Raw genomic sequence first — 25,746 nt, 5'->3', positions numbered from 1 at the left:
TTTTAGTTCCCTATTTTACCTGTTTCAGCAAGAACTCGTAACTGCTTCACTTCATGTGTTGACAGTTCTCTCCACTCTCCAGCATTTAGACTATGCAATGTTAAAAAGCCAAATCGTTCCCTTTTTAGTTTTTGCACCGGGAACCCTATTGCGTCAAACATACGTCGAACTTGTCGATTTTTGCCTTCATGAATCGTAATTTCTATGATTGCTTTATTTGTTTTTCGTTCGGAAGATAGTAATTTCACTCGTGCAGGAGCCGTTTTACCATCTTCTAAAACAACTCCACGTTCTAATGGGCGTAATTGTTCTTTTAGCGGAATCCCTTTCACTCTTGCAACATAGGTTTTATCGACTTTAAATTTTGGATGCGTCAATGCATATGAAAAATCGCCATCATTTGTAAGTAATAACACACCGGATGTTTCATAATCTAATCTACCTACAGGATAGAGACGTTCTGTCACATGTGGTAGCAAATCAGTTACCGTCTTTCTACCTTTATCATCCGTTACCGCAGATATAACCCCTCTTGGTTTATAAAGTAAATAATACACCTTTTGTTCTTTTTCTAACTTAACTCCTTCTACTTCCACTGTATCCGCATCGGTCACTTTTAAACCAAGTTCCGTCACTACTTTACCATTCACTTTTACTTTTCCTTGCAAGATCATTTCTTCTGACTTTCTTCTTGATGCTACACCTGCGTGAGCAAGTACTTTTTGTAATCTCTCCAAATCATTCACCTCGTCCATTCTTTCCACTAACATGAGTGAATTATGTCATACTTTCATCTAAATTAAAAGAAGACAGTCTTTTTGTAAAACTGTCTTCCAAACTTAACTTTTTATTTTCGTTACATTAAATCGCAAAGCAAGATCATTATTTATATAAACGTTCCACAAATAAGGAGTATTTATATCTTTTTTCCTAGGAATATGTAATACATTTTGTAATTGTTTTTTCTCTTCTTTATTCACCAATAAAAAGTGATCCTGCTTTACCTCAATAACCTCGTTATTCAACAATTTATATTTGCCTTTTTCTACAACTTTCACAACCTCATAGTTAGCGAAAATTTTATCCGCTAAAGAAGTATGCATTTTCCAATCGTTTGAATTATTTAAAGTTACGACAATAACTTCTTTCGCTCCATCTTTGAAAAACGTTACGAGTGTTCTACCAGCTCTTTTAGTGAAACCTGTTTTACCCGCTACAGCATCATCCTCATAATGCAGAAGCTTATGCTTATTTCTCCATTGGACATTGCGTTCTTTTGGCTTAAAAGTTTTAGCAGATGCAATTTTATAAAAGTCTTCGTTTTGAAGCGCCAATCGAAGCATAGTAGCCATATCAAAAGCAGATGCATAATGGTCATCATTGTGAAGTCCAGAAGGGTTCGTGAAATGAGCATGCTCCATTCCTGCAATTTGAATTTTTTCGTTCATCATTTGGACAAATCCTTCGATCGAACCACCTGTATGTTCCGCAAGTGCATAAGCAGCATCATTTCCAGATTGCAAAAGAAGTCCGTGAAGCAGAGAATTCACAGTCCAAACATCCCCTGCTTGCAAGTATAGGGAGGACCCTTCTTGGGAGGCAGCTTGTGCTGAGATCGTTATTTCTTCATTCAAATCGCAAGAATCCAACACGGTTAAAGCTGTCCAAACCTTCGTTAAACTAGCAATCGGAAGTTCAGCATTAGCATTATTCCCTTCTAGTAATCTTCCGGAATTGACATCAATTACAACATAAGACGATGAAGCCTCGACACCATTCGTTTGCCAAAATAGGAAAAGCAACAAAAAAATAAGTGTTTTTTTGACTATAATATATACTCCTCTTTAAGTTATTCCTCTTTTACAAATGCTTCTTGAAACTTTGTCATAAATAAATCCGCGTCTTCCATTTCATCCACCGAAACTTCTTCTGGCAATGGCGGAAGTGCTTTAATATCTTGGAGTCCAAAATATTGAAGAAACTCGGTTGTTGTACCATACAAAATGGCTCTTCCCGTTCCTTCTGCGCGACCAACCTCTTGTACAAGACCTTTCGTTGATAACGTATAGATTGGTCTTTCTGACTTCACTCCTCGAATATCTTCTATCTCTACCCTTGTAATTGGTTGTTTATACGCAATAATTGCCAACACTTCTAATGACGCTTGAGAGAGTGACTGGGAGGTGGGATTTTCTACTAACTTTTGGATCGTTTTTACATTGGTTAATTTGGTCACAAATTGATAGGTCCCTGCCAGTTGTTTGATGACAATGCCTCGCTCTGCATTCGACTCATATTCTCTCATCATTTTATCTAACGTTTCTGTGACTAGTTCTTCTGTTGTTTCTGTCAAAAATGCTAATTGCTTTTTTGTTAACCCATCATCGCCACTAACAAATAGCAAGCTCTCCATTTTACTCAATAAGTTTATCGTCGAATTCACTTTCCATATCTTCCTTTCGCAATAGAACAAATAATTCTTCAAAATTACTTTTTTGTTCTACTTGAACAATTTGACGCTTCATTAGTTCCAGTAAGGATAAAAATGTGATAACTATTGTCCTATTATCTCTTGACGGAAATAAATTATAAAAAGATAATTTACCTCCACTTTGTTTTAAAGTCGAGATCACACTTTTCATTTGATCTCTTATCGAAACTTCTTGTTTACTAATTCTAGTTTGTAGTGGCGCATTTAATTGCTTCCTACGGAGCATTTTTTGAAAAGCACCTAACATATCATACACATTAACATCTAGTTCAAACAAAGCAACTGGCTGATTATCTTGAAAACCACTCAAGTCTGTAGGAGGTCTTGTGTAAAATAGATTACGAGATTCTTCCATTTCATGTAAGCTTCCAGCAGCTTCTTTATACTTTTTATATTCAATTAACTTTAATACTAACTCATCCCTAGGATCATCAAAAGAAATATCAAAATCGCCTTCCATTTCCTCATCTTGATGAATCGGAAGAAGCATTTTACTTTTAATGGACAATAAAGTTGCTGCCATTACTAAGTATTCACTAGCTTCATTTAGCTCTAGCACTCGCATAGCGTGTATATGCTCCATATATTGTGAAGTGATTTCCGCCATTTTAATATCATATATATCTATTTCCAAACGATTTATTAAATGCAATAATAAATCAAGAGGTCCTTCAAACGCCTCTGTCTTAACTTCATACGACATAAAACTCCACCTATTATCGATTTTTAACATCATTATAGAGGAAAGGTGATTATATTGCATCCTACATTCCATCCTAATTTTGTACAATTTCTAAAAGAATTTAATGAAACCACCGATTATTTTGAATGCCACGAAGTGTTAGAAGATTATTGGAAAGAGGTTGCTCCAAGACAAAAAGATCATCCCTTAACGGCTTTAATACTTATTTCCACTAGTATGTATCATTGGCGAAGAGGAAATATTACAGGCGCAATTAAAACAATGAGTACGAGTATCAAACGATTAATCCAAACAAGTGATTCTTCTTTTTTTGAAACAATTGACTATGAACAAATTTTGCAAGCTACAACTATCTCGCTTGCACTCATGCAAAAAGCGAGTGCATTTCAAGCTTTTTCCATTCAGATTAAAGATTCCAAATTACTAACTTTAGTGAACAAAAGAAAGATCGAAAATAGAGAAGCATTAGATTATCTTATTCATAAGCATATGCTAAGGGATCGTTCAGAAATACTTGAAGAACGAGAAAAAAGCAAAAAAAGAAGAGATGACAGATGTTAACGTCATTCCTCTTCATTTTCCATTTGACATTTTTCAAAAAAAGATTTTGTATCATCTGATGGTTGAATAGATGTTGTATGTAGAATAGATGGCAAATTTTGAATCATTTCTCTCCCAATACCTTCCCCTCGATGGGAAGGATTAACCGATATATGCTGAATGATTCCATGTGAATCTTGCATTCGAACGCCAACTATCCCTACTAAATCCTCTTCCCTTTTCCATAGGAACAAGTGCCAATTCGGATCAGTTTCATATTGATGAATTGTTTCTAATAACTTTTTTACGTCTTTTTCTTGAGGCATGAAAGAAAGAAGCCCCATTGAAATTTTCTCAAATGCTTTTTTATACCGTAGCAACATATGTTATACCCTCTTTTAATTTCTTAAAGAAACTTTTTCTATCTTACATGACAGTTATTCAAATTACAAATTTCCATTCGGAGCAAAAAAGAGCCAATACACTACTCCCCAACCAATTCCAACTAATAGCAACATGAAAAAGAGAATAATATTTTGTTTTTTCATCCATTCATCACTCCTTTTCCATTGTTAAAGGAAGATCTAGATGGACAATATCTTCTAACGTTTCTCGTCTTACTGCTAGTTGATGCTTTGCATGCTCCACGAAAACGACTGCAGGTCTTGTTAACCGATTGTAATTACTTGCCATAGCATATCCATACGCACCCGTACAGAACATAGCTAAAACATCCCCAGCCTGTGCTTTTGGTAATGAAATATGTTCAATGAGTTTATCCCCTGATTCACAACACTTGCCTGCTATCGTATACTCTTTTTCAATTTTATAGTCGATTTTGTTCGCAATAACGGCATCGTATAATGCACCATATAATGCAGGTCGAATATTATCTGACATACCACCATCTACAGCAAGGTAATTCCGAACGTTTGGAACTTCTTTTTCTGCTCCAATTGTGTATAAAGAAGTACCAGCATCCCCTACGAGAGAACGACCCGGTTCAATCCAGATTTCTGGCATCGCAAAATCAGTGTTTGCAACTAACTTTTTCACGACTATTACCATTTCTTTCACGTATACTGAAGGCTCTAAAGGGGTATCTTCATCTGTATATTTAATCCCAAATCCTCCACCTAAATTTAGTACTGTACATTGAAAATTATATTCATTATACCACGCAATCATTTTTTTTATAAGTTTTTCGGCAGCAACTTTAAAACCAGCTGTTTCGAAAATTTGTGATCCAATATGACAATGCAAACCTAGTAATTGGATATGATCATCTAGATAAACTTCTTGAAATGCTCGGTCCGCTTGTCCATTTAGTAAATCAAAGCCAAATTTTGAATCTTGTTGACCAGTTGTAATATAATCATGCGTGTGTGCCTCTACCCCTGGAGTAACTCTCAATAAAATATTTACTTTTTGGTTAAGTTCAGTAGTTAATTCTTTTAATAATTCAATTTCATAAAAGTTATCTACCACGATACAACCTATATTATGTTCAAGAGCAAGCAGCAATTCCGATTTACTTTTATTATTCCCGTGAAAATGAATACGTTCTACAGGATATCCTGCCTTTAGTGCAGTATATAATTCTCCTGCTGACACTACGTCAAGGGATAAATTTTCTTGATTCATCACTTGATACATCGCTACACTTGAAAAGGCTTTACTTGCATATGCTACTTGGGCCTGTACATTTTGCTCTTTAAAAGTATTGATAAATGCACGAGCACGTTCTCTAATAAGCGACAGGTCATATACAAATAGTGGTGTTCCGTATGTTTTGGCTAATTCTATACTATCTGTTCCACCTATTAATAAGTGACCTTTTTCATTTACAGCATGCTTTGATATCATCACCATGTATCCCGCCTCTTTTCCTCTATTTCTATATGAACTTTACCACAGTAAAAGAGGAAATTGCAATGTTATTCACGACCTTTTTCGAACAGGCGCTCGTGTAATATATGGTCTTTTTGCATTAGTCGGCATTGGAAATCTGATTAGAATACGCAGGAAGGCTTTCGGAAAGAAAGGGAGTGCTGGCCACAAATACGGGACATTTAAAGGTCTTACGGAGCATACATACCAAAGTAAGCATACATTTGCTACAAAAAAACCATTTACTCCAAATAATGCAGTACTAAGCAACAGAAACGTTCTAAAAATTTTCGTACTAATACTTAACTCATAAGATGGTATAGCAAAAGTAAATATCGCTGTAATTGCTGTATACAAAATCACTTCTGGAATGAATAAACCTACATCGACGGCCATTTGACCTATTACTAACGCCGCAATAATACCCATTGCGGTCGACAAAGGTGTAGGTGTATGAATCGCCGCTAACCGCAAAAATTCTATTCCAACATCCGCAAATAATATCTGTAGTAACAACGGAATTTCACCTACATCTTTTGGACCTAAGAAATCCAATGAATTCGGAAGATATTCAGAATTTTTCGCAAGTAAATACCAAAACGGCAGTAGAAATAGACTTAGTAATACACCTGAAAAACGTATCCATCGAACAATCGTACCAATTATTGGCGCTTGTCTATACTCCTCCGCATGTTGAAGATGGTGAAATAAAGTTGTTGGCACAATGATCACAGATGGAGAAGTATCAACAATTATTACGATATGTCCTTCCAGTAAATGTGCCGCTGCAATATCTGGTCTTTCTGTAAATCGGACAAATGGAAGCGGATGAAACCCTTGCTTAAATATCCATTCTTCCAATGCTTTATCCGTCATTGTGAACCCATCATGCTGAATTTGGTTCATCCTATCTCGAATTTGAGCTAAATTATCTTCGTTAGCTATCCCTTTAATAAAAGAAATCGCAATGTCCGTTTGGCCAATCGTAGATACTTGATGCAACTCGAAACGTAAGTCGGTATCACGGATTCTTCTTCTGATAAGAGCGGTATTTTGAACTATGTTTTCCGTAAAACCATCCCTTGATCCTCTTACTACTTTTTCGTTATCCGGTTCTTCTGGCTGTCTGCCTGGGTAAGTCCGAACATCAATCGTATAAACAGATCCATTCTTCAATATAAATGTTACTTGACCACTGAGAAGTGCTACTAGCCATTTTTCTTTTGAATCATATTGAGTAATGGAGTGATACGGAAAATAGTGTTCCATTACTCTATTTTCATTTAAATCTGTTTCCCATTTATTTTCTTGCACATTTGCCAATAACTCCGTTAGAACTGCACCATCTACTAATCCATTTATATAGATAAGCAACACTGGAAAATCAAATAAATGTGTATGCAAATTCCCAACATCATAGGATTCATTGACACCAAACTTTTCTTTCAAAAACTCTTCTGCTTCTGACATACTGGAAAATAATGAATTCGTATCAATCACCCGTCTTTTACTTTTTGATTACTAGCAAAACCAACAGGTACTAACCACGTTTTTAACTGGGTTAATATCTTCTTCTCGAGTCTAGATACTTGGACTTGAGATATACCTAGTCGTTCTGCAATATCGCTTTGTGTACAGTCTAGGTAATATCTCAAATAAATAATCATTTGTTCTCTTTTTTCTAATTTTTCAACCAGCTCTCTAAGAGGGATATGATCGAACGACTTTTCTGAACGCTCATCTTTCATTTGATCCATTAACGTTAAAGCATCGCCGCTTTCATTTTCATACAGTTGTTCTTGCAACGATGCAGGGTCTCGTAAGGCATCTGTTGCCATAACGATTTCTTCTCTTGTAACTTCTAAAATACTTGCTAGTTCTAAAATGGTCGGCTGTCGTTCATGCGTCTTTAAAAAATCATCCGTTGCATGACGAATTTTAAAGTTAAGCTCTCTAATCGAGCGACTAATTTTCACCATACCATCATCTCTTAAAAAACGCTGAATTTCGCCTATAATCATTGGAACTGCATAAGTAGAAAACTTTACTTCATAACTAAGATCAAATTTGTCCACGGATTTCATGAGTCCAATGCAACCAATTTGAAACAAATCTTCCAAGTCAGCGCCTCTAGATGCAAATCGTTGCACAATCGACCAAACAAGCCTCGTATTACCTTCAATCATTTGCTGTCTAGCTAGTTTATCCCCATCTTGCGATAATGCAATTAGCTCTCTCATTTTTTCTTGTGTAAGTAAAATAGACGGCTTATTATTCATCATTAGACGATCCTACAAGATTCTTGAATTGGTACAAATTTCTTCGTAATAGTTACAGTAGTCCCCCTATTAGGAATGGAATAAATGTCCACATCATCGCTAAAACTTTCCATAATCGTGAATCCCATTCCTGACCGTTCTTCCTCTGGCTTCGTCGTAAATAAGGGTTCTCGTGCTTGGTTAACATCTTGAATTCCTCGTCCATAATCAACGATAGAAACAATTATTTCTCTATTGCTTCTTTGTGCATGAATATCAATTTTCCCGACACCATCTTCTTCGTATCCATGTACAATCGCATTTGTTACTGCTTCTGAAATAACAGTCTTAAATTCCGATAACTCTTCAATGGTTGGATCAATTGCGGCAATAAAGCTAGACATTACCATTCTAGCTAACGCTTCATTCTCACTTTTAGCAATAAAAGATAATGTAATCTCATTGTCCATATACAATGCCCCCTAAATTTGACATAATTTCAATTTCTGATTCGTTATAAATATATGGGCTTAACCCCGCAAACTGAAAAATCTTCTTCATTGTAGGAGATGGATTTACAATAATTGTCTGACCTTCTTTAGGCGCCAATTCCCGCATCCTACCAAGAATAAGACCAATACCCGAGCTGTCCATAAAATGTAAATCTTTTAAATTCCAAACTAATACTTTAATAGAGCCATTTTTGATCATCGGTACTATTTCATTTCGTATATCATGCGTACCATGATGATCTAATTCACCTTTTAATCGAATAATAATAATCTCTTCACCGACTTTTTCTACTTCGTGATACATATAATCGCCTCCTCTTGATAGCACAATTCACCATCAATAGCTAAAATTCCTTGTGCTTGACAAAAGTAGAAAAAATCATTGTTTTTTAGTCGATTTTCGACATAGAATTATTCATTCATAGTATGGGAACATTAACATTTTTTTAATCAAAAAATAGGCATCTCGTAAAAGTTTTTATAAACCTTAACAAGATGCCTATTTATTTAATAATTAGTCTATCTTATTGTTTTCCGAAGCTTACCGCGGGCGAAGAATCGAGCGGAAACTTCTCCAAATAAGAAAAAAATTCACCTTCAGTTCTGCCGAGCGCTACAACGGTATCCGATATCAATTTGAAACTAATAGATAATAAAAGCGCAAGCGTTCTTTAAGTGCATCTTGTTTTCAATATTTCCCGAGTGCTCTGGACGAAACATCAGGTACACTATTACTTTTAGTGTTATGGATCGTGAAGTGACTCCGTCACTTCACGATCCATTTTTTCGGTAATCTTTTGGCGGGTGTTTGTCCGTCGCCCTCTTGAAATATGTAAAGAATTGATGCATTTGGTTTGGATAATGAGAGATAAGATGCTTTCTTACTCTTTTAAAGACGGACTAAGATACAATTTCGTCCGCTCAGAACTTCTTTATCAATGATTGCTATCTATTTCTCTACAGGTCCACCAGCTCTAATCATATTCACACAGAATCAGTTAAATTTTTTACAGAAAAAGTAAAAAAAAGCAAGATTAACATAGAATAGATTGAAGCGAAAGGCGGCGACTTAGCAAGAAAGTCAAGACCCTGCATCGAGCGCAGCGAAATTAATAGCGTGAATCCTTTAAGGTTCAACGTATGTTAATTAAGATTTGATTTGAAGGACTACCTTCCCTTTTGTACGTCCGCTTTCTACATGCCTATGGGCATCTACGATTTGATCCAAAGGATAACATTTCTCTATAACTGGTTTTACTTTCTCTTCCTCTATAAGCCCACGCAAGAATTCTAGATCCATGTTATTAGGCTTTGCTAGATGCAGCTTAGCTTTCTTTCGACCGAGCAAGGAACCTACCAGTAACTGAACTGGGTGATACATAGGATAGAGGGGGTTTTCTGTTATATAGACACCATTCTCGGTTAGTGAACCTAAACAACCAAAAAAGGTCCGTTTACTTACAGCATCCAGTACGATATCGTACTTTTGTCCGTTTTTCGAGAAGTCTTCTTTCGTATAATCGAGCACGTAATGTGCGCCGAGATCTTTCACCCACTGCAGATTCGAGGTGCTACAAACTGCGGTTACCTCAGCCCCGTAGTAATTGGCAAGCTGAATTGCAAAGTGACCGACCCCCCCCGAAGCTCCGTAGATCAAAACCTTTTGCCCCGATTTTATCTTTGCTACGTCCCGCAATGCCTGAAGAGCTGTTTGAGCAGCACATGGCACGGCTGCAGCCTGTTCGAAAGTTATGTTTTTCGGCATATGACTCAGTCTACTCTGTGGAGGGCAGACATATTCTGCATGGGATCCGAAGCAGCTTCCGTAGACATAGTCGCCAACTTTAAATCTTTGTACATTTTTACCGACCGCTTCAACGATACCCGAAACGTCAATCCCCAATATTGATGATTTTGGTTTTTTAAGACCATTATTTAATCTGGTAGGCAAATAACCCTTCCGATATAGACAATCAAATTGATTGACCGAAGCGTTATGCACTCTGATCAGTACACGATCGTCATTCTTTATAGATGGTAGTTCAACTTCATTTATCCTAAGGACCTCCGGGGATCCATACGAACTGTAAACGGCTGCTCTCATCTCACTAACCTCCAAGGTACTTTGACAATTCGTTATTCGTTATTCGTTATTCTTTTATATGATTCGCTTAAATAGCCACAAATCCCTTTACTCAGTTTAGTTAATTTAGTCATAGTATTTTGGACAATAATCAGTTCCCTTTATCTATATTCTTATTAACCTTAGTATTAGAACAAATTTGGTGTGCATTAACGGCAAGCGTGGAGACATACAAGCGCTAAGTCGCACTATGCCTATAAAGTGTGGCTATCCTCCCCTAAACGGATTGTATAAGCCCATACCGATTCCATATACCCCTAAAGCAACGCTATAAGCTCGTGAAGCGAGGCTATATGCCCATAAAACACCCTAAATACGCTATTTACAAATAAAATGCCATGGAAGCGCTAGCTGTGCTAGCGCCTCCATGGCATTTACATATGATCTTTTACATTATTTTTAAGATGGAATTTTTCTTTACTGGTTCAGCATTTGTGATTGTGTAGGCATCTTCGATTAATTTTACCGATTCAGTAACTTCATCTTTATTTGAATACAAAATAGCTAAAGTATCACCTTTTTTTACTTGTTGCCCTGTTAGTGCTACTAATTTAACTCCAGCATCGAAATCAAGAATATCTGCTTTTGTTAATCTTCCCGCTCCAATTAATAAAGAAGACTTACCAATCATTTCAGCATCAATCAACTGAATATACCCATCTTTTAATGCTTTTACTTCAATCTGATGCTTCGTATTTTTAGCAAGTATATCAGTTGAATCCCCACCTTGAGCAGTAATGAATTCTTTGAATTTATCTAATGCTTCACCATTTGAAAGTGTTTCTAATACTTTTTGTTCTGCTTCTTCTTCATTTACTCCAGTTGCTAACTGATACATTTTAGAAGAAATAGCTATTGTCACATCAAGTAAACCTTGTTCACTTTCTTTATAGTTACTTAGAAAATCATGCGCTTCTGCAACTTCTAGTTTATTTCCGATATTATGACCTAACGGTTGATTCATATCCGTAATAACTACTGCTACTTTTCTACCTAAGTTTTCACCTATACTAATCATTGTAGAAGCCAATTCAGTAGCATGCTCTAAATCCTTCATAAATGCACCTTTACCACATTTAACATCTAAAACAATACCATCCGCTCCACTTGCAATCTTTTTACTCATAATAGAGGAGGCGATTAGCGGAATCGAATCTACTGTACCAGTCACATCTCTTAAAGCGTAAAGTTTTTTGTCTGCAGGTGTTAAGTTTCCAGATTGTCCAACTATAGCTATTTTATGTTCGTTCACTTGCTTAATGAACTCTTCCGATTCTAATTCAACGTGAAAACCATTGATTGACTCTAGCTTGTCTACTGTACCACCAGTAATGCCTAGCCCTCTTCCACTCATTTTAGCAACAGGAATATTTAATGATGCTAGAATTGGTGCGACTAGTAAGCTAATTTTGTCCCCAATTCCTCCAGTACTATGTTTATCCACCTTAAAACCTTCGATTGATGACAAATCAATTACATCTCCTGAATCAACCATTGCTTTTGTTAGCCAAGCTGTTTCTTTATCGTTCATCCCATTAATTAATATTGCCATAAGCATGGAACTCATTTGATAGTCTGGAATATCATCATTTGTATAATTCGTTATCATATATTGTATTTCTTCTTCTGTTAATGAATTGTTTCTTTTTTTCTTATCAATCAGCTCAAGCATATTCATAATAACTACACCTCTCCCATCTTATTCTTCTATTTAAGTAAAGATAAAAAGCTTTCACCGAATGCTGTTTTAGCTACTCCAAAGTTCTCGGCAATAGTTGCACCTATATCAGCAAATGTCATACGTAGCGGTAATTCCTTTATTTCTTTTAGTGCTGGAGAATAGACGGTTAACGGAACAAATTCTCGCGTATGATCCGTACCTGGCATAGTTGGATCGTTTCCATGGTCTGCCGTAATAATTAGTAAATCTTCTTCTGTTAACTTCGGCAAAACTTCTTTTAAACGAGCATCAAACTCTTCCAATGCTTTACCGTATCCAATTGGGTCACGACGATGTCCGAAAGATGCATCGAAGTCTACTAAGTTTAAAAAGCTTATTCCAGTAAAGTCTTTGTCTAATGTTGTGATGAGTTTATCCATTCCGTCCATATTGTCTTTCGTACGTTCGGTAGAAGTAATTCCTTCTGCGTTAAATATGTCATAAATTTTACCTATTGCTAAAACATCTAATCCCGCATCCATTAATTCATTCATTGCAGTTCGACCAAATGGTTTTAGCGCATAATCATGTCTATTGGAAGTACGAACAAAGTTTCCTGGCTCTCCGATAAATGGACGAGCAATAATTCGACCAACCAAAAATTCTGGTGAAAGAGTCATTTCTCTTGCAACTTCACAAATATGATAAAGTTCTTCAAGTGGAATTATTCCTTCATGAGCTGCGATTTGCAACACTGGATCAGCAGATGTATAAACAATAATTGCGCCTGTTTTCATATGTTCTTCGCCAAGCTCATCTAGAATTCCTGTACCACTTGCTGGTTTATTTCCAATTACTTTTCGCCCTATTTTTTCTTCTAGTGCTGAAATCAATTCGTCCGGAAAACCTTCAGGATAGACTTTAAATGGTTTATCTATGTTCAAACCCATAATTTCCCAATGCCCGGTCATCGTGTCCTTCCCTACAGAAGCTTCCTGCATTTTTCCAAAATACGCTGTTGGATTTTCCACTTGTTCTATACCTTTAATAGCATCTATATTTCCAAGCCCAAGTTTTTGCATTTCAGGCATGTTCAGACCATTCATTTTCTCCGCGATATGACCTAATGTATGGGAACCTACATCCCCAAAATCGGCCGCATCTGGTGCTTCTCCGATTCCTACAGAGTCCATAACGATTACGTGAATACGTTTAAATTTGTTCATCTTTATTCCCTCCTACTATTTTCTTCTAGTTTACCAAATTTTTTAATAATGTACACGTCAGACCTCTGACAAATTATGCTCTTGGATGGAATTGTTTATAAACTTCTTTTAATCTCGTTTTACTGACATGCGTATATATTTGGGTAGTAGAAATATCTGCATGTCCTAGCATCTCTTGCACAGCACGCAAATCCGCTCCATTTTCTATTAAATGCGTAGCGAATGAATGGCGCAATATATGCGGTGTAATCTCTTTTTGTATTCCTGCATTTACCGTGTGCTTATTTAATAATTTCCAAATTCCTTGTCTTGTCAAACGCTTTCCTCTTTGATTGACGAAAATTGCATCTGTGCGTTCGGTTGATTTTAGCAATTTTGGTCTAGCTTCTTCTATATAGGTCGTGCAAGCACGAATAGCAGCACCTCCTAGAGGTATAATACGTTCTTTGCCACCTTTACCAAATACACGTACAAATCCCATAGTTAGATGTAAATCTTCTAAATCCAAGTTTAAACACTCACTAATACGCATACCACTTGCATACATGAGCTCAAACATTGCTAAATCACGGACACCTTGCGGCTTAGAAGTATCTATACTATTTAACAAACCGTTTAACTCTTCCACTGAAAGAAAACTAGGTAATTTTTGTTCCATTTGTGGTATTTCCAGATGGATAGTAGGATCCTGATTAGTCACTTTTTCGCGCAATAGAAACTGGTGAAAAGAACGAATAGATGAAATATGCCTTGCAATCGATCTCGGACTTTTTCCTTCCGTTTTTAATTTTCTAAGATGGTTAATAATATGCTGCCGTTCTACATTATCTAAACTATGTAATTGTTGGATGTTAAAAATATGCCGTAAATAATCGGTTAAATCCTTTTTATAGGAAATTAGCGTGTTATCTGCTAATTGTCGCTCAATACGCAAAAAATGCAAATAATCCTCTAAATAAAGCAATCCATTTTCCAATTTTATCTACCTCCTATCAAAAAAAGGATAGCGATTTGCTATCCTTTTTTTGTTTATTTATCTTCTTGGCAACGATAACAAATTCCGTGAAAGGTTAATCGATGGTCTTTAATGATAAAGTTCCATTTCCTTTCCACAATTGCTTCTACGTCTTCTAACAAATCTTCTTGTATTTCATCCACAGCTCCGCATTCTATACAAACAAGATGATGATGGAAATGAGCTGCTCCTTCTTGTCTCAAATCATAGCGTGATACGCCATCTCCAAATTGAATTTTATCCACCACATTCAATTCATTTAATAATTCTAGTGTACGATAAACTGTAGCAAGTCCTATGTCAGGTGATATCTCTCTAACTAGTAAAAATACATCTTCTGCACTTAAATGATCTTCTTCATTTTCAAGCAAAATCCGGACTGTCGCTTCACGCTGTGGCGTCAGTTTATAGCTCGCACCAGATAATTGTTTTTTTATTCGATCAATACGGCTTTCCATGTGACGCCTCCTTAAACTTCTTCCATTATACCAAATAGTGAATTATTATGACAAGGGATTCACTTAGTAATAATTATTAATAGATATTAATTATTATATAATATAAATGGTATTAAGAAGTATTCTATTATGATGATAATAGAATACAAGGATAACGCAAACAAATTGACTCGATTTGCTAATGCAAGAAGAAGAACACAATAAACTAGTTGAAACGGAAACCACCAAAACACATACGGAAATGTGGAAGCCTGTGTTTGGAGCAAATAACTGGAGCAAAACCCGTAAAACGAAATTTTAAAAGCACAAATCACCAGAATAAGTTTTCGTAAAAAAGGATGTTGATAGAATAAAAAAAACACAATAGCGATCATCAAATGCGGAAAAATTGTTTCTAGAAAAGTAGGTTGTTCTACTAAAAGAACACGAGCGTCCAAGAGATGAATAATCCATTGCTGCTGCTCTGCTGTGCTTTTTTCAAAAAGAATTAAACCCCCGATAAAACTAAAAACTAGTACGCATAATGAAATGAAAATAGTATAAGTTTGGTTCAAATTGGAACACCTCCCTATCTATTTTCATCATATGCTTGTACAAAGTTACTTCATGCTTCTTTTAAATAATCTTTTAACCAAAGAAAAGCAAAAGCCGTTTTGGCATCATATATTTGTTTATTTTTTATTAATGATTCCATTTCTTTGATTGATACATAAACTAATTCTACAAACTCATCCTCATCTAGATCTGCTTTTCCTGTCATTTTCTCAATGTTTTCTGCAAAATAGAGATGAATAATTTCATCTGCAAACCCTGGAGATGTGGCAAAAGATTGAACATATTGTAGGTTACTAGATGTATATCCTGTCTCTTCTTCTAATTCTCTTCGTGCAGTCACTTCAGGTGGCTCTCCAGGCTCTATTTTACCGGCAGGAATTTCTATGATGGATCGTTCTAATGCTTTTCGATATTGTTCCACTAAAATAATCTTCTTGTCCTCTGTTATAGCCATTACAGCAACCGCTCCTGGATGTTTCACAATCTCTCTATTGCTAGTTTTACCGTTCGGAAGCAAAACTTCATCTACTTGCAAAGTAATCACTCGACCCTTGTATTTAAAGTCAGATGTAATCGTTTTTTCCTCGAATTTTTTCATATTTTATCTTCCTTTCATTTGTAACTAACTATTACACATTGTAACATGTAGAAAAGGACGTGTTGAAAATTGAGAAAAAGACAATTAGGTAAAAGTAATATAACTGTTTCTGAGATTGGACTTGGTTGTATGTCGCTTCCGACTAATCAACAAGATGCCAATAAGATTATTCAATTTGCATTAGAGAACTGTATTACTTATTTTGATACGGCAGATTTATACGATAATGGAGAAAATGAAAAGATTGTCGGAAATGCATTAAAAAATAATCGAAAAGATATTATTCTCGCAACAAAAGTAGGCAACCGTTTGAATGATTCGGGGGAAGGTTGGTCATGGGATCCTTCCAAAAAGTGGATAACTTCCGCAGTTCACAAATCTTTACAACGTCTCCAAACAGATTATATTGATATCTATCAATTACACGGAGGAACAATGGAAGATGATGTCGATGAAGTGATTGATTCGATGGATTCATTGAAAAAAGAAGGTCTTATTCGAGAATACGGTATTTCTTCTATTCGACCAACTGTAATTGATCGATTTTTGAAGAAAAGCAACGCGGTATCCATAATGATGCAATATAGTTTATTGGATAGAAGACCAGAGGAATGGTTCTCCTTGTTAGAAAAAAATGATGTTTCGTTGTTGAGTCGCGGTACATTAGCAAAAGGGTTATTAACTTTTGAAGGTATGAATAGAGCGAATAAAACTTCGGAATATTTATCTTATTCTAACGCAGAATTAATCTCAGTGATTGAACAACTGCAAGCATTAGATACACCTATTACTTCTGTTGCACTTCAGTATGTTTTACAACAAAAAGTGACAGGTTCTCTAATTATTGGTGCAAGTAGTACGGAGCAGCTTTTACAATCGATCGAAGCTTACAACCAGCCAGTTTCTAAAGATATTCTACTAAAAGCTAGTGAGATTACCAAGCAAGATGTGTATAAAGAACATCGGTTATAAGAATAACGCAAAAGCCCTTTAAGTGTATCTTGTCTTTTCTATTTCTCGAGGGCTTCGGAAGAAACATCAACTACACTATTTCCGTTGGAATTTTTGTGGATCGTGAAGTGACTGCGTCACTTCACGATCCACTTTTTTCGGTAATCTTGTGGCGGATGTTTGTCCGTCGCTCTCTTGAAATGTGTAAAGAAATGATGCATTTGGTTAGGATAATGGAAGATAAAATTCTTTCCTACTCTTTTAAAAGCGGACGAAGATACAATTTCGTCCGCTCACAGCTTTTTTATCAATGGATACTACTTATTTTTCTCTATTTCCACCGACCATAGTGAAATTCAAGCGTCACGCGTAATATTCACAATATATAAATGTTACTTTCTAATAAGAGTTGTACTTCACCAAAAAAGGAAAAAATGCAGATGTGATGGCAAAATAGATAGTTAAACAGGATACAATCGTAAAAGTAGTTAACGATAGTTGATCTGGTATCAAAAAGAGGAAGATCGACAATGGCAGAACTATTACAATTGATACTATGATCCTAGAAAAGAAAGTAATCCTATGTGGAGTATTACATTGACTACAACTAATTGGTCTGTATGAAACAATTAGATATTTGTAGATTTTACTCCAACTAAATCGTTTATTGCATTTATCACATTTTTGTATGGTCATTACCCTCTCCCTTTCTATATTGACATAAGCTGATATCATTAATAATTACTTCACTAACTACACAGCGAAATGTATGAATTAACCTGACACTCATTCCTCGTCTTCCCAGTCTGTTTCGTTATCGATATAAATATCAATGATAGCCCCTATACTATGCGCAAAGGTAATAATGGTCGGATCCAAACGCATGCCAGGCGTTTGAGCATTGTAAAAGTTCTAATGAACGAAAAATATACAAGTAAGATTATGTTCTTCTTTATAAGCATTTATTAGTTTGAGATGTGGTTTTAAAGGAGCAATGACCGATTCAAAGAATCTCCTGTCTGCATCTTCTCCATAGCGCATTGGCATTTCACCAGATTCTATGCTCCATACCGTTTCAAATCGTTTAGTTAGTCTATTTCCACGTATATAGTCATCCCCAACTTTATATAATGTTGTGGGAGTTATACCTATCTTTGTCGTAAATTCATCTACTGGCCAATCATCTGACACGATGCTAAACCTTATAAAAACACATTCCCTTTCCATTTTTTCACCTCCTTTATATTCAATCTATGATTATTTCGGGCTGCTTTCATCATTCAATTTCTTTATAATATTCGGAAGTTCCGATAAATCTTCAACAGTATAATCAGTCTCAAATGTACCCCATTGATTATCTTTTTTCCAAACGCCTGTCATTCCTACGAATTCAGATGCTTTCACATCGTTTTCCGGATGGTCTCCAACAAATATACTTTCACTAGGAACAACATGAAGGCGCTTTAATGCTCGCTCGAATATTTCTGGATTTGTTTTTTTTATTCCTTCCGTTTCCGATACTAAAATCGTATCAAAATACTTTTCAATTCCCAATACCTCGATATTATCCATCTGAAACTGCCCATAGCCATTTGTAATCATGCCTAGAATAAGATTGTTCTCTTTTAACCCTTCTAACACATTGTGAAGATTAGGAAAAGGAACGCAAAAATTCTTGAATTCATTTATATAGTCTTGCAGTAAAAATTCCCAACTAATATCCTGTATTTTGAATTCTTTTACTAGTTGTTGATACACTTTATCTTTCCAGACATATCCGTGACTATCTAACTCTAAGAATCTTGTCCTATATTTTTCTTTTGGTATATGAGCTAAGCTATTTATCAATCGTTCGTATTGATTATCTATAAAATTTCTTATTGATTCGTCACGATCTAATAAAGTTCCATCTAGATCAAATAATACAGCTTTAATCATTCGAATCTACTCCCCTGGTATTTGTAGTTGATAGAAGAAGCTATGTTAAACAATTCATTTTCGCTAGTAGTTTCTTTCCTTTATAATCAATCGCATAATATACTGCGTCCATACTCCAGTTAATCATTTGTTTGTTAAAGGCAACTACTATGGCATATTTCCTTTCCACATACGATCCACAATTTGTATGTATTCCACACATCCATTACAAATACCTCCAAAAAAGTTATAACTTAATTCGCAATAACTTATATAAATCCCAAGAGCAGAAAAATAATATAAGAAAAGCCCATGCTCCCTTTAAGAGCATCTGGACTTCACCAATTCCCGAGTGCTTTGTACTACACCTCGGCTACACTTTTAACGCTAAAGCAAAGGATCGTGAAGTGACTGCGTCACTTCACGATCCTTTTTTTCGGTAATCTTGCGGCGAATGTTTGTCCGTCGCCCTCTTAGATTGTGTATAAGAATGAGTTAGTTCATCATTACCCAAAATTGTGCAGCTGCTTTTGAAATTGGTTCATCTTTTAATTTCATCATAACTGGTTCTACACTAAAATCAAATTGTTGAAGTTCGTATATCTTAAAATGTTTGAAAAACAAGGATTTATAGTACATTCTCGGAATGATGGTTATACCTAATCCTCGATTAACAAGTGCAACAACCATTGGAATATCTTTGCATTCAACCATAATATTCAGCTTTACATCATTTTCATCAAAGGCTTTTAAAATATTTTCATTTTATCCGTTTAAATATCTACACAAATTTTAACGGAAAACCGGAAAATTGCAAATAGCTTTAAAACAACAATCTTTTAGAAAATAGCCTAAATAAAAGACTACCCAGAAATCCGTTAATTAGATTTCTAACCAGCCTTTTTATTTTAATCGCAGTGCTTCACCTAAAACTTCGAACCACCGTATCCATATTCATCGAGTAATTCTTCAAATGATTTGTTTTTTTCTTTTTGCTTTTTCTCAAAAAGAAGTTGTGCTTGTCTTTCTTCCTCTTTCTCTTGTTCCGCCGCCACTAGTTGTTTCTTTGTTTCCTTTAGTTTAGCAAGCACATCTGATGAAAGTTGTTCGAAAAGACCATTTCCCTCTTCTTTTGGAACAGCAGGTTTTACGGATTGTCTTTGTTTTTTCTTTGCCAATTAATTCACCTTCTTTATATTAGCGTTTAACGATAGTAGCTACTCCTTGACCTCCACCGATACAAAGTGTCGCAAGCCCTGTTTTTGCATCTTGTTTTACCATTTCATGAAGTAATGAAACAAAAATACGAGCTCCACTTGCTCCTATAGGATGGCCCAGAGCAATAGCTCCACCATTTACATTTAATTTTTCTTGGTCAAATGAAAGCTCTCGATCTACTGCGATTGATTGTGCAGCAAATGCTTCATTCGCTTCAATTAAATCAATGTCAGCAAGTGAAATTTGTGATTTACTTAATACTTTTTTCACTGCTTCTACTGGTCCAATTCCCATCACACTTGGATCTACTCCTGCTGACGCATTTGCAACGATTGTCGCTAGTGGTTTTAAACCTAGCTCATCAGCTTTTGCTTTAGACATTACAACTACAGCTGCTGCTCCGTCATTAATACCAGAAGCATTTCCTGCAGTTACGGATCCATCTTTCTTAAATGCTGGACGAAGTGTACTTAATTTTTCTTGCGTTGAGCCTTTTTTCGGATATTCGTCGGTATCAAATACGATTGGGTCACCTTTTCGCTGCGGAATTTCTACTGGAATGATCTCATCCACAAATTTTCCTTCTTCGATTGCATTTGCCGCCCTGGCCTGAGAACTAGCAGAAAAAGCATCTTGCTCTTCTCTAGTGATATTATATTGATCGCATAAGTTTTCAGCAGTGATTCCCATATGATAATCATTAAATGCACACCATAATCCATCCGAAATCATACTATCCACCACTTTTTGATCTCCCATACGGAAGCCATCTCTAGCATTTTTCAATAGATAAGGAGCTTGACTCATATTTTCCATTCCGCCAGCCACGATGATTTCTGCATCTCCTGCAATGATTGCTTGTGTTGCCAGATGGATTGCTTTTAAGCCAGACCCACATACTTTATTTATTGTTAGTGCTGGTACGGATACCGATAATCCTGCTTGGATAGAAGCTTGTCTTGCTGGATTTTGCCCAAGTCCTGCTTGAAGTACATTCCCCATAATGACTTCATCCACTAAATCTTTTGAAACTCCTGCTTTTTCTAACGCTTTATCAATTACAATTGCACCTAGTTTAGTTGCTGGAACATCTTTTAAAGCCCCTTGAAATGATCCAATAGCAGTTCTTACTGCACTTACGATAACTACTTCGTTTGACATGTTATTTCCTCCTCATAATCCCCTAATATAAAATTCCCATCGACGATTGTATCCGCCTTATTCTTTAATTTAATTCTTCCGAATAAAAATTAAAGTTTGCTTGTTGAACCATCCATTCCTTACAATATAGTTGGAGGGATGATTATGTTTAGTTTACCAAAGAAAGTGACAATTATCGAGGTCGGTCCGAGAGACGGATTACAAAATGAGAAAAACGAAGTACCTACAGGAGTAAAATTAGAATTTATCGAAAAGCTTCAATTAGCCGGTGTCGAAGAGATGGAGTTGACCTCATTTGTATCACCAAAATGGGTGCCACAGATGAAAGATGCAAAAGAAATTATTGAAAGTGCCACAAAAAAGGGTAGACAATTTGTACTAACACCAAATGAGAAAGGTGTAGAACTTGCCAAACAAGCGGGTGCTAATAGTTTTGCTGTTTTTGTAGGCGTATCAAATAGCTTTAATAAAAAAAATATTAATAAAACAACCCAGGAAAGTATGGTTGGGCTTAAACCTATAGTAGAATCGCTACTAAAAGAAGGTCAGTTTGTTCGAGCTTGCATTTCTACCGCTTTCTATTGTCCATACGAAGGAGCTATAGATCCTCTTAAAACAATCGAATTATGTAGAGAATTTGTCTCGTGGGGTGTAAATGAATTAAGTGTGGCAGACACTATAGGAATGGCTAATCCAAAAGAAAGTTATTTGCTATTTGAACTAATTAAAGGTGAGTTTCCAACTACTCTAATTACAGCACATTTTCATGATACACGAAAAATGGGCTTGGCAAATATCTTTGCAGCACTTCAAGCAGGAGTGGATCGTTTCGATAGCTCCGCAGGCGGATTAGGTGGTTGTCCTTTTGCTCCAGGTGCAACCGGAAATGTTGCAACGGAGGATGTTGTGAATATGCTACACCAAATGAATATTGACACAAATATTCATCTTGACCTATTGGTAAATGCTATTGATATAATTGCACCTTATGTGTCTAGACCAATTGAGACAGGAATGTATAAACTAAGAAAAAATAGTTAGGGGTTGTTGCGATGAAAAAACGTGTAATCATTTGGACTAGTGTATTAACTAGTATTTTAACCGCTACCGCTACTGTTTTGGGCTATTTTGTGACAAATAAGCTCATGTATATGAAGAAAAAAGAAGATAAATTTATATTAAACCGAGAGATTACATCTAAACGCTTTGACGAAGCTTGGTTTAATACCGTCAATAAAACCGAAAAATGGATTGAGTCAAAAAACGGTTACTCGCTTAAAGCGATATTTGTAGAACCATTACCAACAAATAATTATGTCGTTATTTGTCATGGCGTAACGGAAAATAAAATTAATTCACTAAGATTTGTACGAATGTTTGAACGACTAGGATTTAACAGCGTTGTATATGATCATCGGCGCCATGGAGATTCTGGTGGAAAAACAACTAGTTTTGGTTTTTATGAAAAGATTGACTTACAATCCATTATTGAAGTAGTGCGAGAGCGAGCAGGTGACAATGCCATTATTGGAATTCACGGAGAATCGATGGGTGCAGCAACTACTCTACTGTATGCAGGTTCCATAAAAGATGACGCAGATTTTTATATTTCTGATTGTTCTTTTTCAGATTTCGAGGACCAAGTGATGAATATTATGCGTCAAACTACGCCACTTCGCTCCAGCTTAGCAATACGATTTGCGAACTTATTCTTAAAAGTGCGAGACGGCTATACATTAAATCTTGTATCTCCCATCGATGTAGTGGATCATATAGAAAAACCTGTACTTTTTATCCATAGTTTACAAGATGATTTTATACTTCCTAACATGACCGAAGAATTGTATGAGAAGAAAAAAGGTCCAAAATCATTAAAACTATTTGAATTAGGGGCTCATGCCAAATCATTTAATGAAAATAGTGAAGAATACGAACAAGTAGTTGCAGATTTTTTACAACAAAATAATTTACTAAATAAATAAAAGCACTCGAAAGTGAGTGCTTTTATTTTTGCATTTTATTCATTTGATTCATCATTTGTTTTACTTGTTTTTCAGAAGGCTTACGACCCATTTGTGCCATCATCATCCGAAGCATTTGTTCATTGATAGGTGGATTTTCTTTTAAATATTTCATCATATATTTACGTGCTGCAAAAAATCCAATTGCTGCACCACCGATTAACGCAACGATTACGATAATAATCCAAATCCATGTAGCTAACATAATTTCTCCTCCTTTACGATCTTGTCTACGTGTACAAGACACCATTGAAAATTATACTATAGATTCTTAATGCATTCTATATTTAATTATAATTTTAAAAATAATTATGAAAAAGAGGTAGCTCGAAGTTCCCTTTTCCGGAGTCACTCGAACTACCTCATATGTTTTAATTTTGAAGTAAATTTTTCATTTTAGTAACGACATTTTCTACAGAGAAACCGTATTCTCTCATCACAATTTCACCTGGTGCACTAGCGCCAAATTTGTCGATGGCGATAACATCTCCTTCAAACCCAACATAACGATGCCATCCAAGAGAAGAACCCATTTCAATAGCAAGGCGTTTCGTTAAATGTGATGGAAGTACTGATTTTTTATATGCATCATCTTGTTGTTCAAAAAGATCCCATGATGGCATAGATACTACAGATACTTGAATTCCTTCGTTTGCAAGCGCTTTTTGTGCTTCCACCGCAAGACTAACTTCTGATCCAGTTGCAAGAAGTATTGCTTCCGCATTATCACTTGGAGAAACAATATATGCACCTTTTGAAACGCCTTCGCTTGCTTGCTCCACTGATCCTTTAAGGGTAGGCAAGTTTTGTCTTGAAAGAACAAGTACAGTCGGATGATCTTTCGATGAAACCGCAAGCTTCCATGCTTCATTTGTTTCAATAGCATCTGCAGGACGGATTACAGATAAACCTGGCATTGCTCGTAGTGAAGCTAAATGTTCGATTGGCTCATGTGTTGGACCATCTTCCCCTACCGCAATACTATCATGAGTAAACACATACGTTACTGGAAGTCCCATAAGAGCAGATAGTCGAATCGCTGGTCTTACATAGTCACTGAATACAAAGAACGTACCACCAAACACATGTAACCCACCATGAAGCGCCATACCATTAAGAGCAGTGCCCATAGCAAATTCACGTACACCAAACCAAATGTTTTTACCCTCGTAATTGTCAGCAGAAAAGTCTCCTGCATTTTTCATCGTCGTTTTGTTTGATCCAGCTAAGTCCGCACTACCTCCGAAGAAAGATGGTAAGTTTTGTGCTATAGCATTAATGGCATCGCCTGAAGCGGAACGAGTTGCATGTGATGTCCCTTCTTCATAAGCTTTCATCGCAGTATCAAAGTTTTCAGGTAGATCTCCGCTAATTGCTTGTTTTAAAGTAGCTGCAAGTTCAGGAAACTCCGAAGAATACGCATTAAACTTTTCATTCCAAGCTCCTTCTTCTGCAACACCAAGAAGATTAGAAGCTTCTTTAAACGTTTCATATACTTCTTCTGGCACATAGAAATCTTCTTCAGATGACCATTTGTAAGCCGCTTTCGCTAATAGTGACTCTTCTTTTCCAAGTGGCATACCATGAGCGTCAGATTTCCCTGCTCTGTTCGGTGAACCAAATCCAATTACTGTTTTAACCTCAATAATTGTGGGTTTATCGTTTTGAGATTTAGCTTTTTCAATTGAAGTGGAAATAGCTTCAATGTCATTTCCGTCTTGCACGAAAATATAATTCCATCCATATGATTCAAAACGTTTTTCTATTTTCTCAGAGAACGATTTATGCAAGTCACCATCTAAAGAAATATCATTACTATCGTATAAAACAATTAATTTATCTAATTGTAAATGTCCAGCAAGCGAAATTGCCTCTGCTGCTACACCCTCCATTAAATCCCCATCTCCACAAAGTGCAAATGTGTAATGATCCACAACTTCAAAGTTTGGACGATTGTACGTAGCGGCCAAGTGTGCCTCTGCCATTGCCATACCTACAGCCATTCCAATCCCTTGCCCTAGTGGCCCAGTTGTTGCTTCTACACCCGCTGTATGACGAAACTCGGGATGACCTGGTGTTTTTGAATTCCATTGTCGGAAATTCTTAATCTCTTCCATTGGTAAGTCATACCCACCAAGATGAAGTAAACTATATAAAAGCATAGATCCATGCCCCGCTGATAAAACAAAACGGTCACGATTAAACCAGTTTGGATTATTTGGGTTATGGCGTAGATGTTTTGTCCAAAGCGTATATGCCATTGGTGCGGCCCCCATCGGAAGACCTGGATGACCGGAGTTTGCTTTATCTATTGCATCAATAGATAAAGTACGAATGGTATTAATTGCAAGCAAATCTGATTGTAATGACATTTGTAACATCCTCTCGAGCTAATTTTTTCTATACTTCTAGTTTAGACAACAATGTAT

At 36.1% G+C, this 25,746-nt stretch carries 30 protein-coding genes; 4 read left to right on the top strand and 26 right to left on the bottom strand.

The window, feature by feature from the left end; genetic code table 11:
- Nucleotides 1-2 precede the first annotated feature (2 nt).
- From ACEPXG_RS07345 to ACEPXG_RS07330, 4 genes are all read right to left on the bottom strand, one after another.
- Nucleotides 3-737, bottom strand: a complete 735-nt coding sequence (locus ACEPXG_RS07345; RefSeq protein ID WP_391208909.1) for a pseudouridine synthase — start codon at nt 735-737, stop codon at nt 3-5.
- Between the two features lie 102 nt (nt 738-839).
- Nucleotides 840-1,805 (bottom strand): D-alanyl-D-alanine carboxypeptidase family protein, encoded by a 966-nt coding sequence (locus ACEPXG_RS07340; RefSeq protein WP_391208907.1) that lies wholly within the window; start codon nt 1,803-1,805, stop codon nt 840-842.
- Nucleotides 1,806-1,849: 44 nt separating this feature from the next.
- Complete coding sequence (gene scpB, locus ACEPXG_RS07335) at nt 1,850-2,443, bottom strand: SMC-Scp complex subunit ScpB (protein WP_391208904.1); 594 nt, start codon at nt 2,441-2,443, stop codon at nt 1,850-1,852.
- Complete coding sequence (locus ACEPXG_RS07330) at nt 2,415-3,194, bottom strand: segregation/condensation protein A (protein WP_391208902.1); 780 nt, start codon at nt 3,192-3,194, stop codon at nt 2,415-2,417. Before ACEPXG_RS07330 ends, scpB begins: the two co-directional genes overlap by 29 nt.
- Nucleotides 3,195-3,248: 54 nt before the next feature.
- Between ACEPXG_RS07330 and ACEPXG_RS07325 the strand changes: the two genes are divergently transcribed.
- Nucleotides 3,249-3,755 carry a DUF309 domain-containing protein gene (locus ACEPXG_RS07325; RefSeq protein WP_391208900.1) on the top strand — a complete coding sequence of 169 codons (507 nt, stop codon included), beginning with the start codon at nt 3,249-3,251 and terminating at the stop codon, nt 3,753-3,755.
- A gap of 2 nt (nt 3,756-3,757) precedes the next feature.
- Here ACEPXG_RS07325 and ACEPXG_RS07320 read toward each other — a convergent pair whose 3' ends face one another.
- The 13 genes from ACEPXG_RS07320 to ACEPXG_RS07260 form a co-directional block, all read right to left on the bottom strand.
- Nucleotides 3,758-4,117 (bottom strand): GNAT family N-acetyltransferase, encoded by a 360-nt coding sequence (locus tag ACEPXG_RS07320; protein ID WP_391208898.1) that lies wholly within the window; start codon nt 4,115-4,117, stop codon nt 3,758-3,760.
- Between the two features lie 172 nt (nt 4,118-4,289).
- On the bottom strand, nt 4,290-5,606 hold the full coding sequence (lysA, locus tag ACEPXG_RS07315) for a diaminopimelate decarboxylase (protein ID WP_391208896.1): 1,317 nt from the start codon (nt 5,604-5,606) through the stop codon (nt 4,290-4,292).
- 69 nt (nt 5,607-5,675) lie between these two features.
- Nucleotides 5,676-7,094: a spore germination protein gene (locus ACEPXG_RS07310; RefSeq protein ID WP_391209826.1), complete on the bottom strand. Its 1,419-nt coding sequence runs from the start codon at nt 7,092-7,094 to the stop codon at nt 5,676-5,678.
- Between the two features lie 26 nt (nt 7,095-7,120).
- Nucleotides 7,121-7,906 carry a SigF/SigG family RNA polymerase sporulation sigma factor gene (locus tag ACEPXG_RS07305; RefSeq protein WP_391208893.1) on the bottom strand — a complete coding sequence of 262 codons (786 nt, stop codon included), beginning with the start codon at nt 7,904-7,906 and terminating at the stop codon, nt 7,121-7,123.
- Entirely contained in the window at nt 7,906-8,352 is a 447-nt protein-coding gene (gene spoIIAB, locus ACEPXG_RS07300; protein WP_391208891.1) for an anti-sigma F factor, read from the bottom strand. The genes ACEPXG_RS07305 and spoIIAB overlap by 1 nt, the downstream gene beginning before the upstream one ends.
- Nucleotides 8,342-8,698: an anti-sigma factor antagonist gene (locus tag ACEPXG_RS07295; RefSeq protein ID WP_151699596.1), complete on the bottom strand. Its 357-nt coding sequence runs from the start codon at nt 8,696-8,698 to the stop codon at nt 8,342-8,344. Before ACEPXG_RS07295 ends, spoIIAB begins: the two co-directional genes overlap by 11 nt.
- Nucleotides 8,699-9,541: 843 nt before the next feature.
- Entirely contained in the window at nt 9,542-10,498 is a 957-nt protein-coding gene (locus ACEPXG_RS07290) for an NAD(P)-dependent alcohol dehydrogenase (RefSeq protein ID WP_391208887.1), read from the bottom strand.
- A gap of 427 nt (nt 10,499-10,925) precedes the next feature.
- Nucleotides 10,926-12,215, bottom strand: a complete 1,290-nt coding sequence (locus ACEPXG_RS07285; protein ID WP_391208885.1) for a thymidine phosphorylase — start codon at nt 12,213-12,215, stop codon at nt 10,926-10,928.
- Between the two features lie 29 nt (nt 12,216-12,244).
- On the bottom strand, nt 12,245-13,423 hold the full coding sequence (gene deoB / locus ACEPXG_RS07280) for a phosphopentomutase (protein WP_391208883.1): 1,179 nt from the start codon (nt 13,421-13,423) through the stop codon (nt 12,245-12,247).
- A 73-nt stretch (nt 13,424-13,496) separates the two neighbouring features.
- Nucleotides 13,497-14,399 (bottom strand): site-specific tyrosine recombinase XerD, encoded by a 903-nt coding sequence (xerD, locus tag ACEPXG_RS07275; RefSeq protein ID WP_391208881.1) that lies wholly within the window; start codon nt 14,397-14,399, stop codon nt 13,497-13,499.
- Nucleotides 14,400-14,452: 53 nt separating this feature from the next.
- Entirely contained in the window at nt 14,453-14,896 is a 444-nt protein-coding gene (locus ACEPXG_RS07270; RefSeq protein WP_151699590.1) for a Fur family transcriptional regulator, read from the bottom strand.
- A gap of 86 nt (nt 14,897-14,982) precedes the next feature.
- A complete protein-coding gene (locus ACEPXG_RS07265; RefSeq protein ID WP_391208878.1) occupies nt 14,983-15,450 on the bottom strand; it encodes a hypothetical protein in 468 nt (155 codons plus the stop codon).
- 50 nt (nt 15,451-15,500) lie between these two features.
- Complete coding sequence (locus tag ACEPXG_RS07260; protein ID WP_391208875.1) at nt 15,501-16,049, bottom strand: NUDIX hydrolase; 549 nt, start codon at nt 16,047-16,049, stop codon at nt 15,501-15,503.
- A gap of 69 nt (nt 16,050-16,118) precedes the next feature.
- Here ACEPXG_RS07260 and ACEPXG_RS07255 point away from each other — a divergent pair, with 69 nt between their 5' ends.
- Nucleotides 16,119-17,021 (top strand): aldo/keto reductase, encoded by a 903-nt coding sequence (locus tag ACEPXG_RS07255; protein ID WP_391208874.1) that lies wholly within the window; start codon nt 16,119-16,121, stop codon nt 17,019-17,021.
- A 378-nt stretch (nt 17,022-17,399) separates the two neighbouring features.
- Here ACEPXG_RS07255 and ACEPXG_RS07250 read toward each other — a convergent pair whose 3' ends face one another.
- The 7 genes from ACEPXG_RS07250 to ACEPXG_RS07220 all read right to left on the bottom strand — a co-directional run bounded on the left by ACEPXG_RS07250 (nt 17,400) and on the right by ACEPXG_RS07220 (nt 21,296).
- Complete coding sequence (locus tag ACEPXG_RS07250) at nt 17,400-17,696, bottom strand: TIGR04104 family putative zinc finger protein (protein WP_391208872.1); 297 nt, start codon at nt 17,694-17,696, stop codon at nt 17,400-17,402.
- A gap of 216 nt (nt 17,697-17,912) precedes the next feature.
- Nucleotides 17,913-18,227 carry a DUF4279 domain-containing protein gene (locus ACEPXG_RS07245; protein WP_391208870.1) on the bottom strand — a complete coding sequence of 105 codons (315 nt, stop codon included), beginning with the start codon at nt 18,225-18,227 and terminating at the stop codon, nt 17,913-17,915.
- A gap of 30 nt (nt 18,228-18,257) precedes the next feature.
- Complete coding sequence (locus ACEPXG_RS07240; protein WP_391208867.1) at nt 18,258-18,938, bottom strand: HAD family hydrolase; 681 nt, start codon at nt 18,936-18,938, stop codon at nt 18,258-18,260.
- Nucleotides 18,939-18,978: 40 nt separating this feature from the next.
- Complete coding sequence (locus tag ACEPXG_RS07235; RefSeq protein ID WP_391208865.1) at nt 18,979-19,140, bottom strand: hypothetical protein; 162 nt, start codon at nt 19,138-19,140, stop codon at nt 18,979-18,981.
- Between the two features lie 272 nt (nt 19,141-19,412).
- The gene (locus tag ACEPXG_RS07230) at nt 19,413-19,631 is read right to left on the bottom strand and encodes a hypothetical protein (protein ID WP_391208863.1); all 219 of its coding nucleotides are present in this window, start codon (nt 19,629-19,631) and stop codon (nt 19,413-19,415) included.
- A gap of 212 nt (nt 19,632-19,843) precedes the next feature.
- On the bottom strand, nt 19,844-20,095 hold the full coding sequence (locus ACEPXG_RS07225) for a YqkE family protein (RefSeq protein ID WP_391208861.1): 252 nt from the start codon (nt 20,093-20,095) through the stop codon (nt 19,844-19,846).
- Between the two features lie 19 nt (nt 20,096-20,114).
- Nucleotides 20,115-21,296, bottom strand: a complete 1,182-nt coding sequence (locus tag ACEPXG_RS07220; protein WP_391208859.1) for an acetyl-CoA C-acetyltransferase — start codon at nt 21,294-21,296, stop codon at nt 20,115-20,117.
- 144 nt (nt 21,297-21,440) lie between these two features.
- Here ACEPXG_RS07220 and ACEPXG_RS07215 point away from each other — a divergent pair, with 144 nt between their 5' ends.
- Nucleotides 21,441-22,337 carry a hydroxymethylglutaryl-CoA lyase gene (locus ACEPXG_RS07215; RefSeq protein WP_391208858.1) on the top strand — a complete coding sequence of 299 codons (897 nt, stop codon included), beginning with the start codon at nt 21,441-21,443 and terminating at the stop codon, nt 22,335-22,337.
- 11 nt (nt 22,338-22,348) lie between these two features.
- On the top strand, nt 22,349-23,278 hold the full coding sequence (locus ACEPXG_RS07210; RefSeq protein WP_391208855.1) for an alpha/beta hydrolase: 930 nt from the start codon (nt 22,349-22,351) through the stop codon (nt 23,276-23,278).
- A gap of 22 nt (nt 23,279-23,300) precedes the next feature.
- On the opposite strand, the gene ACEPXG_RS07205 is transcribed toward ACEPXG_RS07210, so the two are convergent.
- Both ACEPXG_RS07205 and tkt read right to left on the bottom strand, forming a co-directional pair.
- Complete coding sequence (locus ACEPXG_RS07205; protein WP_151699575.1) at nt 23,301-23,522, bottom strand: YneF family protein; 222 nt, start codon at nt 23,520-23,522, stop codon at nt 23,301-23,303.
- 166 nt (nt 23,523-23,688) lie between these two features.
- Nucleotides 23,689-25,689, bottom strand: coding sequence for a transketolase (tkt, locus tag ACEPXG_RS07200; protein WP_391208852.1), 2,001 nt, complete (start codon nt 25,687-25,689; stop codon nt 23,689-23,691).
- Nucleotides 25,690-25,746: the final 57 nt, after the last annotated feature.

It is taken from the genome of Psychrobacillus sp. L4 (assembly GCF_042944905.1).
GTDB lineage: Bacteria > Bacillota > Bacilli > Bacillales_A > Planococcaceae > Psychrobacillus.
This window is presented reverse-complemented; position numbering and strand designations above follow the sequence as displayed.

What these genes read in the sequence shown, in the direction of transcription:
- ACEPXG_RS07330 (WP_391208902.1), bottom strand. Translation starts at nt 3,194, where the DNA reads ATGTCGTATGAAGTTAAGACAGAGGCGTTTGAAGGACCTCTTGATTTA.
- ACEPXG_RS07320 (WP_391208898.1), bottom strand. Translation starts at nt 4,117, where the DNA reads ATGTTGCTACGGTATAAAAAAGCATTTGAGAAAATTTCAATGGGGCTT.
- lysA (WP_391208896.1), bottom strand. Translation starts at nt 5,606, where the DNA reads ATGGTGATGATATCAAAGCATGCTGTAAATGAAAAAGGTCACTTATTA.
- ACEPXG_RS07310 (WP_391209826.1), bottom strand. Translation starts at nt 7,094, where the DNA reads ATGTCAGAAGCAGAAGAGTTTTTGAAAGAAAAGTTTGGTGTCAATGAA.
- ACEPXG_RS07305 (WP_391208893.1), bottom strand. Translation starts at nt 7,906, where the DNA reads ATGATGAATAATAAGCCGTCTATTTTACTTACACAAGAAAAAATGAGA.
- spoIIAB (WP_391208891.1), bottom strand. Translation starts at nt 8,352, where the DNA reads ATGGACAATGAGATTACATTATCTTTTATTGCTAAAAGTGAGAATGAA.
- ACEPXG_RS07295 (WP_151699596.1), bottom strand. Translation starts at nt 8,698, where the DNA reads ATGTATCACGAAGTAGAAAAAGTCGGTGAAGAGATTATTATTATTCGA.
- ACEPXG_RS07290 (WP_391208887.1), bottom strand. Translation starts at nt 10,498, where the DNA reads ATGAGAGCAGCCGTTTACAGTTCGTATGGATCCCCGGAGGTCCTTAGG.
- ACEPXG_RS07285 (WP_391208885.1), bottom strand. Translation starts at nt 12,215, where the DNA reads ATGAATATGCTTGAGCTGATTGATAAGAAAAAAAGAAACAATTCATTA.
- deoB (WP_391208883.1), bottom strand. Translation starts at nt 13,423, where the DNA reads ATGAACAAATTTAAACGTATTCACGTAATCGTTATGGACTCTGTAGGA.
- ACEPXG_RS07270 (WP_151699590.1), bottom strand. Translation starts at nt 14,896, where the DNA reads ATGGAAAGCCGTATTGATCGAATAAAAAAACAATTATCTGGTGCGAGC.
- ACEPXG_RS07260 (WP_391208875.1), bottom strand. Translation starts at nt 16,049, where the DNA reads ATGAAAAAATTCGAGGAAAAAACGATTACATCTGACTTTAAATACAAG.
- ACEPXG_RS07250 (WP_391208872.1), bottom strand. Translation starts at nt 17,696, where the DNA reads ATGACCATACAAAAATGTGATAAATGCAATAAACGATTTAGTTGGAGT.
- ACEPXG_RS07245 (WP_391208870.1), bottom strand. Translation starts at nt 18,227, where the DNA reads ATGGAAAGGGAATGTGTTTTTATAAGGTTTAGCATCGTGTCAGATGAT.
- ACEPXG_RS07240 (WP_391208867.1), bottom strand. Translation starts at nt 18,938, where the DNA reads ATGATTAAAGCTGTATTATTTGATCTAGATGGAACTTTATTAGATCGT.
- ACEPXG_RS07235 (WP_391208865.1), bottom strand. Translation starts at nt 19,140, where the DNA reads ATGTGTGGAATACATACAAATTGTGGATCGTATGTGGAAAGGAAATAT.
- ACEPXG_RS07230 (WP_391208863.1), bottom strand. Translation starts at nt 19,631, where the DNA reads ATGGTTGAATGCAAAGATATTCCAATGGTTGTTGCACTTGTTAATCGA.
- ACEPXG_RS07220 (WP_391208859.1), bottom strand. Translation starts at nt 21,296, where the DNA reads ATGTCAAACGAAGTAGTTATCGTAAGTGCAGTAAGAACTGCTATTGGA.
- ACEPXG_RS07215 (WP_391208858.1), top strand. Translation starts at nt 21,441, where the DNA reads ATGTTTAGTTTACCAAAGAAAGTGACAATTATCGAGGTCGGTCCGAGA.
- ACEPXG_RS07210 (WP_391208855.1), top strand. Translation starts at nt 22,349, where the DNA reads ATGAAAAAACGTGTAATCATTTGGACTAGTGTATTAACTAGTATTTTA.
- ACEPXG_RS07205 (WP_151699575.1), bottom strand. Translation starts at nt 23,522, where the DNA reads ATGTTAGCTACATGGATTTGGATTATTATCGTAATCGTTGCGTTAATC.
- tkt (WP_391208852.1), bottom strand. Translation starts at nt 25,689, where the DNA reads ATGTCATTACAATCAGATTTGCTTGCAATTAATACCATTCGTACTTTA.